Below are 17,129 nucleotides of genomic sequence, written 5' to 3'. Positions count from 1 at the left end.
TATAAGATAGGCGAAAAGGCAGGTCTTTTCGCCTTTATTTTATACAAAAAAAGAGATCGAATCCAAATGATTCGATCTCTAAAAAAGCACCCTTAATTGTCAATGTCTTAACTTAATGACATTGGAAAAATCCATCTTGCCTTTTTCATCTGTGATTTTTTGGCATCTTGGGCCGCTGATCAAATAATTCTCCAATAAGTTTGAAGAAACCGTAGATAATTAATAAAATTCCCATTATCAGGATAGATTTGCGATCGAATGCTCGTGGATTAATGATGACGATAATTCCTAAGGCAAAGGCGATAACTGCTTCCGTAGCCACGACTGTGATCCGGAATACGCCTGATATTCTATGAAGAATTAGTTGCCGCAGTCTGACATAAGAATAAATAATTAAAAATATTCCCAAGAAATAGTGAGCTAAGAAGATTAACAAACGATTATTAGAAATTAAAGCCGTTGATAGAGCAAAAACAACTAAGTATGAAATAATAAAGAACTGTTTCTGCTTCTCTTTTAAACTAGAATTTGCCGTATCTAAAATTTGATGGACACTAAAGCCAATTCCAGCAAATGCTACTAGAACACCAAAAGCACGTAATGCATATTGAGGCATGGTTAAACTGATGATACCCAACACTACCAGGATCCAACCAACGATTGTATCAGTCGAAAACAGTACTTTAGTTAGATGGCGACTTTTGATTGTTTGCCAAATTGATGAAAACAAGGAGCCAAAAACGAAGCGTGTTCTACGAGAAGAATTTGTGAATGACAGCAGAATAGCCCCAAAACCACCGAAACCATTTTTATCTAATTCGTTGATCTTGGTAGCGCCACTTGCGCCTAGTGCAGCAAATAAATCATTGGTTAGAGATTCGCGTTCTTCAAGCGTTGCGTTTCCAATCCATTGGTTGATTAGTTGATTGTAAACTTTTGATTGCGGATTTCTATGCCTTTTAGTATCAAAGCTCGAACCAATGATTTGCCAACTGAAAGTATCATGTTGACTCAAATTATTGCGCGTACTATTCACAATAGTTGGATGGATTCCTTCAGGTTCAAATAAGCGGCCGATAACGCTAAACTCTGGCACAAATCTTCTTAACGTGTTTTGTAGATATTTTAATGGAAGCTGTGCACCTACTTCTTCAGCGATACCAGGAGAATCAAAAGTGTAGATCCGCTTAATTCGTTTACGAAGTTTGGGCTCAATATTAATTGCAGCATATTCGGCTAAATTGCCACCTTTTGAGTGACCACAAAGATAATAATCTTGATCGTCCGCTTTTAAAATACGTTCGAGTAATTTAACTGCTTGCTTTTGTGCAACAGTAATTCTGAAACTAATTTCAAAGTCTTCTTTCCAACCGATAAGTGAATCATCTGTACCACGAAAGGCGACGAAATTAGTTCCATCAGTTAATTCGATTTTAATGGCACTAAATTGAGTATGTTCAGTTAACGTGCTAGTAAAATAAGATAATTGCGCCTTTTTAAAACGCTCGGCTCGTGCCATTAATTTAAATAGTTCTTGATATTGCAAATTATCATTACGTGGGTGATCATCTGCAAAATAGAGCTTAGCTGCTTCATCTACAGTAATTGTTTTAGCATCGCCACTAACAATATCATGCAATTCAAGATAAGAAAAAATAGATAAAACAAGTGCATCAATATCATTGAAAGGCGATGTACTAAAGTCAATGTCTCCACGCCATTCTAAATATGTAAGAATATTATTATCTGGATACATGTTTTACCTCTTCAAATGAAAAAACTATAATCCCCTCTACAATTTTAACGTAACTATTGAGAGATAGTGTAATAAAAAACTTTTTTAGCTATTTAACAACATTTGTTATTTTATACTATAATAAAAACAGGTAGAAGGGGATTCAACTACCTGTAATGATGGATTATAATAAGGACTTATAGAAATTATAACCCGCACATAAGTATATCAGTTATTGATAGTTAATGGTATACTTATATCTTTACATTTTTTGAAAAAATTACTCTTGTATGTATTGTACAATATGTATGAGGGCGTTTTTTTATTTTAAAAGGGGAATTTTTATGTTAAAAGATGGAATATATGATGCTGAAGCAAGAGGCATGGCAGGCTTTGTTAAAGTGAAGTTAACTGTTAAGGATCAAAAAATCGTGGCAGCTGATTTAGATTTATCTACTGAAACGCCACAATATGGTCAAAAAGCAGAAAAGCAGCTTGAAAATGAAATTCTGACTAAGCAATCTGCAGATATCGATGCGGTAAGTGGTGCAACTTTTACTTCAAATGGAGTTAAAGAAGCAGTTACGGATGCTCTAAAGCAAGCAAAAAAGTAGAGGAAGATTAATGCACGTTACAACATACTTTGTTATTGGAGCAATTATCATCTTGATTATTGCCCTTTTTCGTTCGGAGCATAAATTTGAATTTTTGAAGGCGGCAATTTTATTTCTTGCTCAAATTTTCTTTAGTACAGTTAACTTTTTGCTCTTTTTTGTAATTGCATATTTCATGATGCAGGATAAGGATCATGTGAATTTAGGGAATCTCTTCTTGTTGCTGGCGGCATTTGTGGTACTTTCCGGGATGTTTATCTATTGGGGAATGCGAGTGGCCGCTCATGTTTTCAAGTTTTCGACGACGACTTTGACTTTGGTTGAATATTATATTCAATGGTCGCTGATTTATGTGACAGTTTATCAGGCAATTTTCAGCAATATTAAGCATATCAGTACGATTACTCACTTCATTAGAGTAGGTAATTTCCTAGATCCGAATTTGCTAGTGGTTGTCGTTTTACCTTCATTTATTTCGGCGTGGATTGCCGTGATTTTATATAAAAAGTTTATTAAGGCAATTTAATTAAAAAGCATCCCAATTCCGGGATGCTTTTATTGTTCATGGTAATGTTATTACTTAGTTCTCTCAAGAATTTCATCCATCTTTTGGAAGAATAATTCCTTGTTTGCTTTAGTAACGATGTCAACTTCACGACCGTTAGGATCACGTCTAAAGCTACCAGCACTCATTCCATCAGTAATAACTGTAGCCTTAGCTTTTTCAGTTTTAACAACTTCTGGATACAATGCACTAACTGTAGTAAGTACATCCCAAAGGTAAAGTTCAGCAGAAGGGATTGAGATAATTAGGCTGTAGCCTTGGCCAACTAAATCCATAGCTGGATATTTGCGTAAACTTGCCCAGTGTTGCCGCAATTCATCATTTAATGGGATCTCTTCAGTACTTTCAAGGCCCACCATTTGAATTGAAATATTGGAATCAAAAACGCGTTTAACAGCGTATGGATCCCAGAATGAATTCCATTCCTGACTGCCATCTGCGTTAACCATGGCTACGTTACCATGATCATCAAGAGAGCCGCCCATCCAGTAAAGTTTTTTGATATGTTTTTCAATATCTAGGTCAACATCAAGAGCACGTGCTAAGTCAGTTAAAGGACCGGTCATAATTAATGTGACTGGTTCTTTTGCATGCTTAAGTTTTTCAACCATATCAAGGTGAGCAGGTAATTCAGCTTGTGGAGTATCGATCGAACCCTTTTCGTTTAAGATAGGTAAATAATTAAAGGAATATGTAGCCATGCGCCAGTCGTGTGGGAATTGGTTGACAGCTCTTGAATTTGAACGGGCAACTGCTAATTTATCTCCGCGCAGATTAAAAAGATCAGTCATCTTACGGCATGCTGCAACAGAGGGATCGATAAAACCGTCGGCATCGATTGCACCGACACCTAACAATTTGATATCAGGAGCTTGCAAAAGAAGCAGGTAAGATACTAAATCGTCAATGTTACCATCATGATTAAAATATATTTGTTTCATTTTTTGAACCTTTCTAACTAATTACATTCATTTTAGCATGTCTAATTAACAAGAAGTATTTTAATTTAAGATATTTGTAAAACCGCTTACATTAATCTTATAATAAGAATATTGATATACACAGAAAGGCAATAACTATGAAACAAATTAAAATGGGACCATCTACGCTTTCCATTCCGGCTATGGCTTTAGGCATTATGCGGATGGATCAAAAAAGCGTAACAGAAGCGGCGGATGCAATTAGTGCAGCTTATGAAGAAGGAATTAACTTTATCGATTCAGCCGATATATATGGCGGTGGAAAGTCAGAAACAGTTTTTGGGCAGGCACTAAAAGAAACAAAGATTGGCCGAGATAAGCTCTTCATCCAATCTAAAACAGGGATTGTACCAGGCAAGCGATATGATTTTTCTAAAAAATATATTTTGACTGCTGTAGATGGCATCCTAGACAGAATGCAGGTTGACTACTTAGATAGCTTGGTTCTGCACCGGCCCGATATTTTGATGGATCCAGAGGAGGTAGCAGAGGCTTTTGATACATTGCAGGCACAAGGGAAGGTGCGCTTCTTTGGTGTTTCTAACTTTAATGCTAGTGAAATTGAATTGCTTAAAACAGCAGTGACTCAGCCAATTATGTTTGACCAATTGCAGTTTGGCTTGATGCACACGGGGATGCTTGATAGTATTGTTCATACCAACATGACCGATGAAAAGTCAGTAGATCATGATGGCCAAACGTGGAATTACTTATTGCGGCACAGAATAACATTGCAGTGCTGGTCACCATTCCAATATGGTATGTTTGAAGGAACCTTTATCAATAATTCGAAGTTTCCGCAATTAAATGAAGAATTAGAAAAGTTAGCCGAACATTATCAAGTAGGTAAAAATGCAATTGCAGCCAGTTGGATTTTGCGTTGTCCTGGACAGATTCAAATCTTGGTTGGTTCAATGAATCCTCAGCATATTGCGGATTCAGCGGCTGGTAGCGACATTCAATTAACTAAGCAAGAATGGTACGATTTGTATTTAGCAGCCGGTAATGATTTGCCATAATAAGTTAAAAAGGCCAAATGAAAAGAGTTAGATGAATTTCACCTAACTCTTTTTTTAGTAATTAAGATAATTATTTTAATCTAAATCTTTACCGTTTGATTCGATGACCTTCTTGTACCAGAAGAATGAATCCTTACGTGAACGAGCCAAAGTACCTTCACCGGCATCATTCTTGTCAACGTAGATAAAGCCGTAACGCTTGTCCATTTGACCAGTACCAGCAGAAACCAAGTCGATGCATCCCCATGGAAGGTAACCCATTAAGTCAACACCGTCGAGTTCAACAGCCTTTTCCATTTCTGAAATATGGTTTCTCAAGTAGTCGATTCTGTAGTCATCGTGAACCTTGCCGTCTTCAACCTTGTCGTAAGCACCAAGACCATTTTCAACGATGAACAATGGCTTGTGGTAACGATCTTGCAATTGGTTTAAGGCAATTCTCAAACCTTCTGGATCGATTTCCCAGCCCCAGTCACTACGCTTCAAAGTAGGGTTCTTAGCTACAGCTTTAGCTAAATCAGTTAAATCATCAGGCTTAACTTTTTCGCTTGAAACAGTAGTAGTTTGGTAGTAACTAAAGCCAACATAATCAACTGTACCTTCCTTTAAGACAATTCTATCTTCATCAGTGATGTCAGGACGGTAGCCATTTCTTTCGATATAAGCTTCAACAGCATTTGGATATTCGCCAAAAACATGAACGTCTGAGAACCAATCACGGCGTTGCTCCCACTTGTCAGCTAATAATACATCATCACTTGATGGAGTAAGTGGACGAACAGGTGAGTAGTTGATCATACAACCAATTTGGAAGTTAGGGTTGATCTTGTGACCAATCTTAACTGCTAATGCAGAAGCAACTAATTCATAGTGACCAGCTTGATACATTGCAGCTTCTTTATCCCTGTCAGTCATGTCATCTTTGAAAAGAATACCAGAATTAGTAGCCATTAAGAAGTCATTGTTAAATGCTGATTGGTTATCAATTTCATTGAAAGTCATCCAGTACTTAACCTTGTTCTTGTAACGCTTGAAGCAAACTTCTGCGAAATGTACGAAGAAGTCAATTACTTTACGGTTGGTAAAACCACCATAGTTCTTAGCCAAATTGAATGGCATTTCGAAGTGGGAGAGGGTAATTACAGGTTCAATGCCGTATTCATGACAGGTATCAAATAAATCGTCATAGAACTTTAAACCTTCTTCATTTGGCTCTTTTTCATCACCATTAGGGAAAATTCTAGTCCAAGCAATAGAAGTTCTGAATGCCTTAAAGCCCATTTCAGCCATTAACTTGATATCTTCTTTATAGTGGTGATAGAAATCAATTGCTGAGTGGTTAGGGTAGTTCTTGCCAGGAAGTACACCATCGGTAATTTCACGTGGCTTAGTAGCAGAACCAACGGTCATAACATCGGCAACAGAAGTACCTTTGCCGCCTTCTTTCCAAGCACCTTCAAGTTGGTGAGCGGCTACAGCGCCACCCCATAAAAAGTTCTTTGGCATTTTTGCTGAATACATTAATTATTCCTCTCTTTCTGTATGTAACTGGAAACGTTTACAACGCAATTTTTATATACTTACTTATTAAAATTAAGTGGTTTTAATTTCCGTTGATGGTTAAGGCCCCACGGTCATAGCGATTACGTGTTTCTGATAATTCAAATGGACGTCCGTCTTCTAGGAAGGCTTTTTGTTGGATGCACAGAACTGGATCATCACGCATGCAATCTAAGTATTTCATATCATAGGCATCTGATTTTTCGGCAGTGATAACTCGGTTGTCTTTACCGATTTTAAGACCGAGATCATTTTGGATATATGAATAAACAGACTTATGCAATATGTCCAACGTAATACCAGGGATCCCTTTTACTGGCATAATTGTATATTCAAGTTTAGCGGGTTTTCCATTTAAGACACGTTGTCGAATAATATCATAAACATCATCATTTTTACCTAAGCTTAATGCTTTGCGTTCACTAGCGCTAGGTTTTCTAATGTTGAAGGCAATAACATGACTAGTTAAATGAAATGCACTGTTGACGTGTCTGGTAAAACCATTGTGCTCGTTGACACCAGAATTTAAGAAAATATCTGGAATAGATTTAGTAGTGATGAATGTACCATGACCTTTGACAGTTCTGATTAATTTCTTATCTTGCAAAATTTTAAGGGCATGAACGATCGTCACTCGGCTAGTATTGTATTTTTGAGCAAGTTCGAATTGTTCAGGCAATCGATCTTTATATTTTTTCTCAATAATGTCTTTTTCTATATCACTAGCGATTTCTTGGTAGCGGCTCAAAATAATGCCTCCTTTCTATTGTAAAGAAATATATTACATGTATATTCTAACAGGTTTTTCTCATAATATGAAAACGGTTTCTACAAAAAAAGATTTTTGTAAGCGATTTCATATGTAAAGCGTTATGCTTTAAAGGAATGGGTTTAAAGTATACAAAAAGAGCGATGACTTCTTATGAAGTTCATCGCTTTTTTCATGGTCTGGAAGTTAGTTTTTCCCAGACACTTTTTGATGCTGAGAGGACGATTCTACGCAGCCATATTAGCATAAACGTTGTCAGCCATTCGTTTTAATTCCTTATTGGCGCCCATTTTAAGTTGCCAGTTATAGAACATGGTTTGCAGTTTACCATGCTTCTCGCGTTCGAAGTGAAGCATTTCTTCACTGAAGGTGATCTTAACGCCTTGGTCATTGTCTTCAGTTACATACTTAATAATGATATCAAAACGGTCAGAAACAAAGTGGGCAGCGTATACTTTGTCTCGTTCATATTCAGTGATCTTTACTTTAGCTCCTGATTGCTCATATTCGGTACCAGCTTGTAAAGTAACAGGCATATTATTATTACGAGCTTGTTTAATACTGGTAATCAATTGTTGGTCAAGGTAATCAAAGAAATCTTTAGCTTTAAAACTAAATTGTTTAGAAATAGTAATCAATAAATTTCCTTCCCTCTATGTCACTTATAGTTTAATCTTATCTTTTTATAAAAATAGAGTCTAGCTTTTTCGCCAGACTCTATTGTCTTTTTATGGTTAATCTAAATCTTCACCATTAGAAGCGATGACTTTCTTGTACCAATAGAATGAGTCTTTAGGGTAGCGTTTAAGAGAGCCATGACCACGGTCGTCACGATCAACATAGACAAAGCCATAACGTTTCTTCATTTCACCAGTACCATTTGAAACTAAGTCAATTGCTGACCAAGTAGTGTAGCCCATTAGATCGACGCCATCAATTGTAACGGCATCCCTCATAGATTTAATTTGACTACGCAAGTAATTGATGCGGTAATCATCGTGGACTTTGCCATCTTTTTCTAAAATATCGGCAGATCCTAAACCATTTTCGACTACCCATAAAGGCTTGTGGTAACAATCCCAAAGGTCATTAAGAGCTATTCTTAAGACATCTGGATCAGTTGCCCAACCCCAAGCATTACTTTCAAGGTAAGGATTCTTAACGCCACCTGCGCTAACATTACCAGATGCTTTAGCTTCAGTTTCATGAGTAGTTAAAACATTTGAAGTGTAGCAGGAGAAGCTTAAGAAGTCAGCAGGGTACTTAGCAATTAATTCATAATCTTCTGGTGTATCGTCAAGCTTAATATCGTCACGTTCATATTTCTTCAAACGATATTCTGGATAGTGTCCACCGGTTTGAACGTCACTGTAAAAGAGCATGTCTTGTTTTGCTTCCATTACTTTAAGTTGATCTTTAGGATCACAAGTGTATGGATAGTAAGCAGAGTAGGCTAACATTTGTCCCACACGATTGTTTGGATCGATTTCGTGAGCTAATTTAACTACTTTAGCACTAACTACAAATTGATTGTGAGCACCTTGAGCACGATTTTGTTCGCTACCGTCGATTAAACCACCGCCCATGTATGGAGCCATATCCATAGCGTTAATTTCGTTAAAAGTAAGCCAGTATCTAACATTGCCCTTGTAATGGTTCATTACGATATCTGAGTAATGAACGAAGGCGTCGATTAAATGACGATCTTTCCAACCACCGAAACGAGTAATTAATGAAAGAGGAGTCTCGTAGTGAGAGAGCGTAACTAATGGTTCGATGCCATATTTAGCACATTCATCGAATACTTTATCGTAGAATGCTACACCTTCTTCGTTAGGCTTTTCATCGTCACCATTAGGCAAAATTCTGGACCAGTTCATTGAAAGTCTGAACACATCAAAGCCCATCTCGGACATTAACTTGATATCTTCTTTGTAGTGGTGGTAGAAGTCAGTTCCTTGGTGACTAGGATAGTAGTGGCCATCAAACATAGTTGGAACAGCGCCTTCTGGCAACTTAAAATTTTGGCCCCAAACAAGTGGGGTAGCACCAGTTTCACCATTAGGTTTCTTCCAGGTAACCTTACGTGGTTCAGTTGCTGAACCGTTAGTTAAAACGTCAACGGCGTTTAAACCTTTGCCGCCTTCATCGTATCCACCTTCATATTGGTTAGCGGCCGTAGCACCGCCCTAAGTAAATTTATTATCAAATGCCATAAAAACACCTCTAAAATCTATTGTTGTCTAATAATACATAGTCACGAGTATTGTAGCGATTGCGGTTGACTGAATATTCAATCGGTTGGCCATTGGTCAGCCAAATAATCTGTTCCAGTTCTAGCATTGGATCATCATCTTTGGCACCCAAATACTTTTTGTCATATTCGCTAGGCTTAGCTGCACGAATTTTACGATAAGCATGACCGAATTTTAGCTTTAATTTCTTATGAATATAATCATAAATTGATGCATGTAGAATTTTTTCATCTAGGTCAGGAACTAATTTGATAGGCATATAAGTATGTTCAATGATGTATGGCTTGCCGTCATAGAGTCTCAAACGAATAATGTTGTAAACTGGTTCATTCTTTTTAAGTTCTAGATTCTTTTGCATTTGTTCATCTGGGAACTCCACAGAGAAGTGAAGAACTTGACTTTTAATATTCTTCTTTCCCAATAAGTTTCTTAAACCCGTAAATGCATTAGCTGGAGAATCTAAAGCTGACTTAATTGGAATATCACCAGAAACAAAGGTGCCTAGTCCTGATTGCTTATAAACTAAACCTTGTCTTTCTAAACCATCAAAAGCCTTTTTGACAGTTAATCTGCTGACATTAAATTCCTCGGCAAAGGCCTCTTGATCTGGAAGGGGCTCTTGTCTACTGTAAACGCCATTTTCTATTCTTTTCTTTAATTCACTTGCTACTTCTAAATATTTTGCCTTTGCCATGTTTTATCATCTGATTTCTAATTAAACATTATACTTATATATCTATTTTACAATAAAAATCTATACTTTATCAAAAAAGAGATGTCATTTTACTATTTCTTTATAGTTCAACAACATCTCTTTTTTTGATTGTTTAAGCCAAATTTTGATCTAGATTATTTTGCTTCTTTGGCTTCTTTTTGTTCTTTAGCAAGCAATACCTTATCGTACTTCTTAGCAAATGGCCAGTAAATAGCTGTTGAAATAAGTAAAGTACAGAATTGCCAGATGGCCATCTTCCAACCACCGATTAAGAATCCGGAAATTATGGCTGGAGTAGTCCAAGGAGCAGCAATACCGTTAAGTGGTGGAACAATACCAGTTTTAATTACTAAGTAAGTTGATGCAGCAACAACTAATGGAGTCAAGAAGAATGGAACAGCAAGCATTGGGTTCATAACGATTGGCAAACCGAAGAGGAATGGTTCGTTAATGTTGAAGATACCAGGTACCAATTCCAATTTACCGATTGATTTCAATTGAACAGATTTAGCAGCAACTAAAGTGAAGACAATCAAACCAATAGTAATACCTGAACCAGTTAAGTTAATGAAGTTGTTGTAGAATTCGTTGGTAACAATGTGAGCACCGTTAGCAAGGGAAAGTTTACCTGCAGCGAACAATCTTGCGTTATCAGCAGTGTTAGCTTGAAGCATTGGGGCTACAAGTGAACCCATGATCAAACCACCGTGAACACCGAAGAACCAGAAGAATGGAACAAGGAAACCAATAGCAAGGGCACCACCGATACCTGTACCAATTACAAAGAAAGCTATGCTGTCACACCCTTTACCACTACCTTCGGCTAATTCGCCTAAGGCTGCAGAGTTAGCGTCATTTTCGATAGAAACTGGAAGACCAAAACGTTTTTCTAATTCATCTACAATCTTGAAGTTGTGGATGTAAGCAATAGCACTAGATCCACCGATAATTCCTGTCTTTTTATTAACTGCACCAGGTGAGGAGATAGCTACTCCTTCGATCTTGATATCTTTTTTGATTTTATCTACTTCATCAGTTAATGCTTGATAGAAACCGTTCAAATCTTTTGGCGTATCGATTGCATGTTTATCTTGAAGCTGATTATCTTTCCAAGTTGCGATTTTAATAGTTGTACCACCAATATCAATTGCTGCTAAATTCATTTTGTTTGCTCCTTATTAAAAATATATACTTTTGTAACCCATCATAAATACTTTTGAAAGCGTTGCCAATAAACTATCTAATGGTAAAATAAAGATGAGCAAATATAGAAGAAATACTCTGAGGAGAAAAATATGATAAACGCAATTATAAAAAATAGAAGAACAGTTAGAAATTTTACTGCAGAATCTGTATCAGATGATGAAATTAAAAGTTTGGTTGAAGCTTTTCAAACTTTACCTTGTGGTATGCATCAAGCAGATGTAATGAACTTAGTAGTTGTTAAAGATGAAGGATTAAGAAACGAAATTGAAAAAGTAACAGGAAATGCTTGTTACAACGCACCAGTTTTGTTTTTAATCAATACTAAGAAAGACAACATGTTTGGTGAACGTGATGCTTCTGCAGCAGCTGAAAACATTATGCTTGAAGCTACGGATTTAGGATTAGGTTCTGTTTATGTCATGGGCGGTGCCGTAAAGCTGAATGACTATGCTGATATTCAAAAAGAATTAGGTATTGCCCAAGACTTTGAAACAACAGTAATTGTTCCTGTAGGTAAAATTGCTGAAGAACCAGCTAAGGAGGACCGTACTAGTCGTTATCAAGTAACTATCTATTAAGGAATCGTTAATGAATAAAAGAATTTTACTTAGCCTATCTGCTATTATGCTGACAGCAACTTTATCTGGGTGTAGTCAGGTCCATTTTGGCAGGGATGCAGTGACTATTGGTTCAGTGAAAAAAGATAACCCAGAAGTTAAACATAAAACTACTAAAAATGAGTCAGCAGTATCTAGCAGCAGTAAAAAGTCAGTTAAGAAAACAACTAAAAAAGTTGAGAAGACTAAGGTTAAAGATGAGAATAAGAAAAAGTCTAAGCCGAAGACCAAGAAAGTAGTAAAAACTAATTGGAATGAAGCCAAAAATAAAAAATTGAAAGTTGCAGTAAATAAATGGAGTAGACCTTCAGGTCAAACTTATTGTTTTTATGATGGAATTCATCCTTTGAAGACTAAAAAAGGCGATACATATCTGCAAGCTTTCAAACAAGCAAGATTTGTTTTAAAGAAAAAGCAAATTAAAATAGGCTGGAGTCCTTTGGGCAAGAATAAGTATCAATATAATGTTGTGGCGATTGCTAATGATAATTTTAAGTCGTGGCATAACACTTACTTGTTCTGTTTAAAAAAGAATAAACCTGTGATTTTGCTTGATCAATCTAAAAAAGGTGCAGTGGTAGTAGTTAAAACTGTTAAAGATACTACTTTGATTAAAGGCTTTGAAAAAGCTTATCAAAAATAAAGCATAAATCAGTTTAAGAGTAAAACAAAAAGGCATGTAGAAATTAATCTACATGCCTTTTGTTTTGAAATTGTACTCGGTTAATCGAAATTAATCGTGGTCAACATCGTCTGGGAAGAATGCAAGACGTTCGCCCTTGCCAAGTTCTTCTTCGATTTCAAGTAAGCGGTTGTACTTTTCAACACGTTCTGAACGAGCTGGAGCACCGGTCTTAAGTTGACCACCGTTTACAGCAACTGCCAAGTCAGCGATGAATGTGTCACCAGTTTCACCTGAACGGTGTGAAATCATAGTGTTGTAACCATTCTTACGTGACATACGGATAGTTTCAAGGGTTTCAGTAACAGTACCGATTTGGTTCAACTTGATTAATGAAGCATTACCGGCACCTTCCTTGATAGCCTTCTTCAAAAGTGCTGGGTTAGTACAAATGAAGTCATCAAGAACGATTTGGATACGGTCTTTGTGTGATTCAGTGAACTTAACCATACCGTCAACATCGTTTTCGTCGTATGGGTCTTCCATTGACATTAATTCTGGGAATTCTTCCAAAAGCTTGTCGTAGTATGCAGCTAATTCTTCATCGTCAAGAACCTTGCCTTCAAGGTGGTACTTGCCGTCTTCTTTGTTGTAGAAGTATGAAGCAGCACAGTCACATGCAATACCGATATCTTCGCCTGGCTTGTAACCAGCCTTAACGATTGATTCGTGTAAAGCCTTCAAAGCTTCTTCTGAGTTCTTCATGTTAGGTGCGAAACCACCTTCGTCACCCAAGCCAGTTTCGTAACCCATGTCTTCAAGAACTTTCTTCAAAGTGTGGTATACGTTAACGATCTTTTCGAAACCATCACGGAATGAAGTTTTAGCAATTGGAGTGATCATGAATTCTTGGATGTCGATACCGTTGTCAGCATGTTCACCACCGTTGATAACGTTGTGGAAAGTTTGTGGCATTTCAAGATCAATACCGCCAAGGTAACGGTAAAGAGGTTGTTGACTAGCCTTAGCTGCAGCAACAGCAGTAGCCATTGATACACCTAAGATAGCGTTAGCACCAAGACGACCCTTGTTTGGAGTACCGTCTAAGTCGATCATAGTTTGGTCAATCTTAGGTTGGTTAAATGGGTCCATACCCTTTAAAGCGTCGTTAATTTCAGTGTTAACATTGTTAACAGCCTTTGAAACGCCCTTACCGCCAAGACGTGAACCACCGTCACGTAATTCAACGGCTTCGTTTTCACCAGTTGAAGCACCTGATGGAACTTCAGCCTTACCTACGACACCGTTTGAAAGGGTAACGTGAACTTCAACAGTTGGGTTACCACGTGAGTCAAAAATTTCGAGTGCGTGTACATTTTCAATAACTGATTTGAGCATTATAAACCTCCTCAAAAATTATGGCATGTAACAAAAATTTTGCATGCCATACGGAACAATTTTTGTCCCGCTTACAATTCAAATTTTAGCCTAACTTTGTGATCATGTAAACATATGAAAGCGGTTTACATTTTAAAAATTAATAAAGACAATAATAAATTACTATATCAACGCGCTATAATACATGTATTAAAATAATTGTTTATGATAAATAAGGAATTCGATTATGGAGAATATTAAATTAATTATTGATTCTAGTAGCAATATGAAAAGCGATCCTGACCACAACGTGGAAGTAGTACCTTTGACTATTTCTTTTGGCGGTAAGGATTATATTGACGATCAAAATTTGAATATCAGAGAATTTTTGAATGATATGAATCAAAATCAAATTGCCGGTAAGACTACTTGTCCTAGCATTCAAGCTTGGCTTAATGCACTAGAAGGTACCGAAAAAGCTATCATCATCACGATGACTAGTGGTATGAGTGGTACTTTTTCCTCAGCACTTCAAGCAAAAACAATGTATGAGGAAAAGCATCCCACCAGTCAAATTATTGTAGTTGACTCAAGAAGTGCGGGCCCTGAATTAACTATTGTTTTGCACGGTATTGAGAAAATGATTCAAGGCGATATCCGCTTTGTTGATCTCGAAGAAGTAATTGCCAAATTCAGAATGCGTACGCATTTGCTCTTTATTCTGCAATCACTACATAATTTGTCTCTGAATGGGCGTGTCTCACCAGTCGTAGCCAAGGTTGCCGGTCTTTTGAAAATTAACTTGATCGGTACGGCAAGCAAGGAAGGTAAACTTGAACCATTAACTAAGGCTAGGGGTATGAAAAAAGCAATGCGTGAATTGCTTAAATACATGAAGGACGACAATTATCATGGCGGTGAAGTGATTATTGACCACTGCGAAAATGAAAAAGATGCCGAGATTATCAAAGATAAGATCTTGGCTGAATATCCTGATGCTCAAGTTACGATCCGTCCAATGCGCGGCCTTTGCAGTTTTTATGCTGAAGAGGGCGGAATTATGGTTGGTTTTCATGAATAAAAGATAAATTAAAATAAAACGAGTATGTTCCAAGAAACATACTCGTTTTTGTTTAGAGTGCTAAAAACAATTGTTGTGAAATGCTAAAGCAAACGATTGCCAAACTAGTTGCACCAATTATGTCTGATGGGTAATGGGCTTTTAAACTCAAGCGAGAAATGATTACCATTATCCAAACAGCAATAACTGTGATGATGAAGGCGAGTCCTAAATCTTTAGCAAAAAGCTGCAATAGAATTAGCCCCATGGTCGTTGCTCCTAAAACGTGCCCACTAGGGAAGCTGTAGCCTTCTTCCATGTTTGAGTGGAGAATAGGACGCTTGCGCCGGATCAATCTCTTTAAAATGATGCCGGAAATATCCGCAAAACCTAAGGTACCCAATACCCAAAGTGCAGTTAAATTGCGCTCTTCATTTAACAAAAGGCCAGCTAAGAGCACGTCCCAAACGACCATCAATTTGGGATCGTTAATAAAGGCAATTACTTGCCATTTGTAACCACTGCGTTTTTTAACTAATTGATGGTGTAGCCAGTGGTCAAATAGATTAAAACGACGTGAGGTCTTGATATTAAAAATGAGTAACACTAATACAGTTGCTGCAAGGAGCAACACTAAATAATTATTCATTGATGCACAATATCCCCAATAACTTATTTGTAAAATCTATTTTAACCGCAAAAGAAAAAATAATGCTAATCTTTAAACAAAATTAACATTATTTGCGCAATTTTTAGTTTTGATGATTAAATTTACCTTTAGTGAGCATATCGTAAGTAATTAAATCACTGCTGTCTAAATCTTCTTTATTCATATCAACTACGTTGATTTGCTTATTAGTGTAAGTAGTGTAGTAGAAGATACCTTTATCCAAATTGATACCATCAGAGTAAATAGTGTACTCAAAAGCATCTGGGCCGACTTGATCCAGGCCTTTTTGTTGTTCTACTGAATGCAGAATATGGAAGTAAGTGTCTACGTTTTCTTCTTCAGAATCGGAAGTAGGGGCGTTAAACTTGTTGAAGGCTACTCTGACAAAACGGGATTCTGAATCCATACCACCTGGCAAATTGCGTGAACCTAAGCCGCGGCTGTAGCCGTCCATTTTAACTTGATCTGAGAAGTTGTTCTTTGGCATTGCGGCAGAAACATCTGCGTAGTTGTTTAAGTTGAACAATTGCTTAGGGAATTGTGGGTTGTTAGTTAAGCAGCCAACAGGATTATCGTAAACGTGCATACCGTCTGCATCAGTTTCAACAACAATAGAAACACCAGTTTTATCTGCAATGATCCAGTGAAGTGGGGATGCTTGCATCTTGTCACTGAAGTTCTTCTTGGTAATGTTGATGGTAGATAATAATTTCTTAGCTTCTGCAACAGTAGCTGCTTGGCCTAAGATCCAAGGAATAAATTCGAATGAAGCAATATTGTCTTTGCCTTCTTTTACGTCGTAGTAAATGGCGTTATCTGGATAGTTAAGACCGACCATTCCTAAGCCTTTTTCGTTAGCTGCATCAAAGTATAATGGGTAACTATCTGCATTTAATGCAATACCAACCATTGCATAGTGATGATCGATTTTAGGCATGTCACGAAACTTGAATACGTAGTCGCGTGGAGTAATAACAACTTGTTGTCCAAAAGTAACTTCAAGGTCAAGGTTGCGGCCAAAGTAGTGATCCCTTGGACTAAATATAATAGATGTACACATAATTGTTCTCTTTTCTATCAACTATATCTAAAAATAGAGTACCGATATGATGCTTTAGGGATAGTTTAGCACAATAAATTTTGAAATTATATAAAATTCTAGTTTGTTTTTGATTATCTATAATAATGAGTTATAATGATAACGTTATGGAGTGTTGGCAGAGTGGTAATGCACCGGACTCGAAATCCGGCGAACCAAGTTTTCCTTGGCGCGCAGGTTCAAATCCTGTACACTCCTTAGAATTTTTAGCAAGTGTCTGGGAAAAAACTAACCCTTAGATACTGAAAGACGATCAATCCAACTCT

General features: G+C 37.1%; 16 protein-coding genes, 1 tRNA gene and 1 pseudogene. 7 read left to right on the top strand and 11 right to left on the bottom strand.

The window, feature by feature from the left end; genetic code table 11:
- Positions 1-145: 145 nt before the first annotated feature.
- On the bottom strand, positions 146-1,756 hold the full coding sequence (locus tag CP357_RS07175) for an Mbeg1-like protein (protein ID WP_098036931.1): 1,611 nt from the start codon (positions 1,754-1,756) through the stop codon (positions 146-148).
- A gap of 323 nt (positions 1,757-2,079) precedes the next feature.
- Between CP357_RS07175 and CP357_RS07170 the strand changes: the two genes are divergently transcribed.
- Positions 2,080-2,349: an FMN-binding protein gene (locus CP357_RS07170; protein WP_025006152.1), complete on the top strand. Its 270-nt coding sequence runs from the start codon at positions 2,080-2,082 to the stop codon at positions 2,347-2,349.
- 10 nt (positions 2,350-2,359) lie between these two features.
- Entirely contained in the window at positions 2,360-2,875 is a 516-nt protein-coding gene (locus CP357_RS07165) for a hypothetical protein (protein WP_087175821.1), read from the top strand.
- Between the two features lie 50 nt (positions 2,876-2,925).
- On the opposite strand, the gene CP357_RS07160 is transcribed toward CP357_RS07165, so the two are convergent.
- Positions 2,926-3,855 (bottom strand): nucleoside hydrolase, encoded by a 930-nt coding sequence (locus CP357_RS07160; protein WP_087235613.1) that lies wholly within the window; start codon positions 3,853-3,855, stop codon positions 2,926-2,928.
- A gap of 137 nt (positions 3,856-3,992) precedes the next feature.
- Here CP357_RS07160 and CP357_RS07155 point away from each other — a divergent pair, with 137 nt between their 5' ends.
- Positions 3,993-4,913 (top strand): aldo/keto reductase family oxidoreductase, encoded by a 921-nt coding sequence (locus CP357_RS07155; RefSeq protein ID WP_098036930.1) that lies wholly within the window; start codon positions 3,993-3,995, stop codon positions 4,911-4,913.
- Between the two features lie 75 nt (positions 4,914-4,988).
- Here CP357_RS07155 and CP357_RS07150 read toward each other — a convergent pair whose 3' ends face one another.
- The 6 genes and pseudogenes from CP357_RS07150 to CP357_RS10575 form a co-directional block, all read right to left on the bottom strand.
- Positions 4,989-6,434 carry a 6-phospho-beta-glucosidase gene (locus CP357_RS07150; protein WP_098036929.1) on the bottom strand — a complete coding sequence of 482 codons (1,446 nt, stop codon included), beginning with the start codon at positions 6,432-6,434 and terminating at the stop codon, positions 4,989-4,991.
- A gap of 82 nt (positions 6,435-6,516) precedes the next feature.
- Complete coding sequence (locus CP357_RS07145; RefSeq protein WP_098036928.1) at positions 6,517-7,221, bottom strand: GntR family transcriptional regulator; 705 nt, start codon at positions 7,219-7,221, stop codon at positions 6,517-6,519.
- Positions 7,222-7,469: 248 nt separating this feature from the next.
- The gene (locus tag CP357_RS07140) at positions 7,470-7,880 is read right to left on the bottom strand and encodes a DUF3284 domain-containing protein (RefSeq protein ID WP_098036927.1); all 411 of its coding nucleotides are present in this window, start codon (positions 7,878-7,880) and stop codon (positions 7,470-7,472) included.
- A gap of 96 nt (positions 7,881-7,976) precedes the next feature.
- A pseudogene (locus tag CP357_RS07135) lies at positions 7,977-9,458 on the bottom strand (family 1 glycosylhydrolase).
- A gap of 10 nt (positions 9,459-9,468) precedes the next feature.
- Positions 9,469-10,191 (bottom strand): GntR family transcriptional regulator, encoded by a 723-nt coding sequence (locus CP357_RS07130; protein WP_098036926.1) that lies wholly within the window; start codon positions 10,189-10,191, stop codon positions 9,469-9,471.
- A gap of 155 nt (positions 10,192-10,346) precedes the next feature.
- Positions 10,347-11,375 carry an ROK family protein gene (locus tag CP357_RS10575; RefSeq protein WP_098036925.1) on the bottom strand — a complete coding sequence of 343 codons (1,029 nt, stop codon included), beginning with the start codon at positions 11,373-11,375 and terminating at the stop codon, positions 10,347-10,349.
- Between the two features lie 132 nt (positions 11,376-11,507).
- Here CP357_RS10575 and CP357_RS07120 point away from each other — a divergent pair, with 132 nt between their 5' ends.
- Positions 11,508-11,996: a nitroreductase family protein gene (locus CP357_RS07120; RefSeq protein WP_098036924.1), complete on the top strand. Its 489-nt coding sequence runs from the start codon at positions 11,508-11,510 to the stop codon at positions 11,994-11,996.
- A 10-nt stretch (positions 11,997-12,006) separates the two neighbouring features.
- On the top strand, positions 12,007-12,678 hold the full coding sequence (locus CP357_RS07115) for a DUF4767 domain-containing protein (protein WP_098036923.1): 672 nt from the start codon (positions 12,007-12,009) through the stop codon (positions 12,676-12,678).
- Positions 12,679-12,768: 90 nt separating this feature from the next.
- Here the strand turns inward: CP357_RS07115 and eno are convergent, their stop codons facing one another.
- Positions 12,769-14,055 carry a phosphopyruvate hydratase gene (gene eno / locus CP357_RS07110; RefSeq protein ID WP_025014319.1) on the bottom strand — a complete coding sequence of 429 codons (1,287 nt, stop codon included), beginning with the start codon at positions 14,053-14,055 and terminating at the stop codon, positions 12,769-12,771.
- Between the two features lie 226 nt (positions 14,056-14,281).
- Here eno and CP357_RS07105 point away from each other — a divergent pair, with 226 nt between their 5' ends.
- A complete protein-coding gene (locus CP357_RS07105) occupies positions 14,282-15,115 on the top strand; it encodes a DegV family protein (protein WP_098036922.1) in 834 nt (277 codons plus the stop codon).
- A gap of 52 nt (positions 15,116-15,167) precedes the next feature.
- Here the strand turns inward: CP357_RS07105 and CP357_RS07100 are convergent, their stop codons facing one another.
- Both CP357_RS07100 and bsh read right to left on the bottom strand, forming a co-directional pair.
- Positions 15,168-15,743, bottom strand: a complete 576-nt coding sequence (locus CP357_RS07100; protein ID WP_098036921.1) for a phosphatase PAP2 family protein — start codon at positions 15,741-15,743, stop codon at positions 15,168-15,170.
- 103 nt (positions 15,744-15,846) lie between these two features.
- Positions 15,847-16,824, bottom strand: a complete 978-nt coding sequence (gene bsh, locus CP357_RS07095) for a choloylglycine hydrolase (protein ID WP_087175835.1) — start codon at positions 16,822-16,824, stop codon at positions 15,847-15,849.
- A 148-nt stretch (positions 16,825-16,972) separates the two neighbouring features.
- Between bsh and CP357_RS07090 the strand changes: the two genes are divergently transcribed.
- Positions 16,973-17,061: transfer RNA gene (locus CP357_RS07090), tRNA-Ser, on the top strand.
- Positions 17,062-17,129 lie beyond the last annotated feature (68 nt).

Origin of the sequence: Lactobacillus sp. UMNPBX6, from assembly GCF_002553975.1 — a bacterium.
Taxonomy (GTDB): Bacteria; Bacillota; Bacilli; order Lactobacillales; family Lactobacillaceae; genus Lactobacillus; species Lactobacillus gallinarum.
The sequence above is the reverse complement of the archived record's forward strand: the minus strand, read 5'-3'. Positions and strand labels throughout refer to the sequence as shown.

Excerpts from the sequence above, each read along its gene's own strand:
- CP357_RS07175 (WP_098036931.1), bottom strand. The coding sequence starts at position 1,756 with ATGTATCCAGATAATAATATTCTTACATATTTAGAATGGCGTGGAGAC.
- CP357_RS07170 (WP_025006152.1), top strand. The coding sequence starts at position 2,080 with ATGTTAAAAGATGGAATATATGATGCTGAAGCAAGAGGCATGGCAGGC.
- CP357_RS07165 (WP_087175821.1), top strand. The coding sequence starts at position 2,360 with ATGCACGTTACAACATACTTTGTTATTGGAGCAATTATCATCTTGATT.
- CP357_RS07160 (WP_087235613.1), bottom strand. The coding sequence starts at position 3,855 with ATGAAACAAATATATTTTAATCATGATGGTAACATTGACGATTTAGTA.
- CP357_RS07155 (WP_098036930.1), top strand. The coding sequence starts at position 3,993 with ATGAAACAAATTAAAATGGGACCATCTACGCTTTCCATTCCGGCTATG.
- CP357_RS07150 (WP_098036929.1), bottom strand. The coding sequence starts at position 6,434 with ATGTATTCAGCAAAAATGCCAAAGAACTTTTTATGGGGTGGCGCTGTA.
- CP357_RS07130 (WP_098036926.1), bottom strand. The coding sequence starts at position 10,191 with ATGGCAAAGGCAAAATATTTAGAAGTAGCAAGTGAATTAAAGAAAAGA.
- CP357_RS10575 (WP_098036925.1), bottom strand. The coding sequence starts at position 11,375 with ATGAATTTAGCAGCAATTGATATTGGTGGTACAACTATTAAAATCGCA.
- CP357_RS07120 (WP_098036924.1), top strand. The coding sequence starts at position 11,508 with ATGATAAACGCAATTATAAAAAATAGAAGAACAGTTAGAAATTTTACT.
- CP357_RS07115 (WP_098036923.1), top strand. The coding sequence starts at position 12,007 with ATGAATAAAAGAATTTTACTTAGCCTATCTGCTATTATGCTGACAGCA.
- eno (WP_025014319.1), bottom strand. The coding sequence starts at position 14,055 with ATGCTCAAATCAGTTATTGAAAATGTACACGCACTCGAAATTTTTGAC.
- CP357_RS07105 (WP_098036922.1), top strand. The coding sequence starts at position 14,282 with ATGGAGAATATTAAATTAATTATTGATTCTAGTAGCAATATGAAAAGC.
- CP357_RS07100 (WP_098036921.1), bottom strand. The coding sequence starts at position 15,743 with ATGAATAATTATTTAGTGTTGCTCCTTGCAGCAACTGTATTAGTGTTA.
- bsh (WP_087175835.1), bottom strand. The coding sequence starts at position 16,824 with ATGTGTACATCTATTATATTTAGTCCAAGGGATCACTACTTTGGCCGC.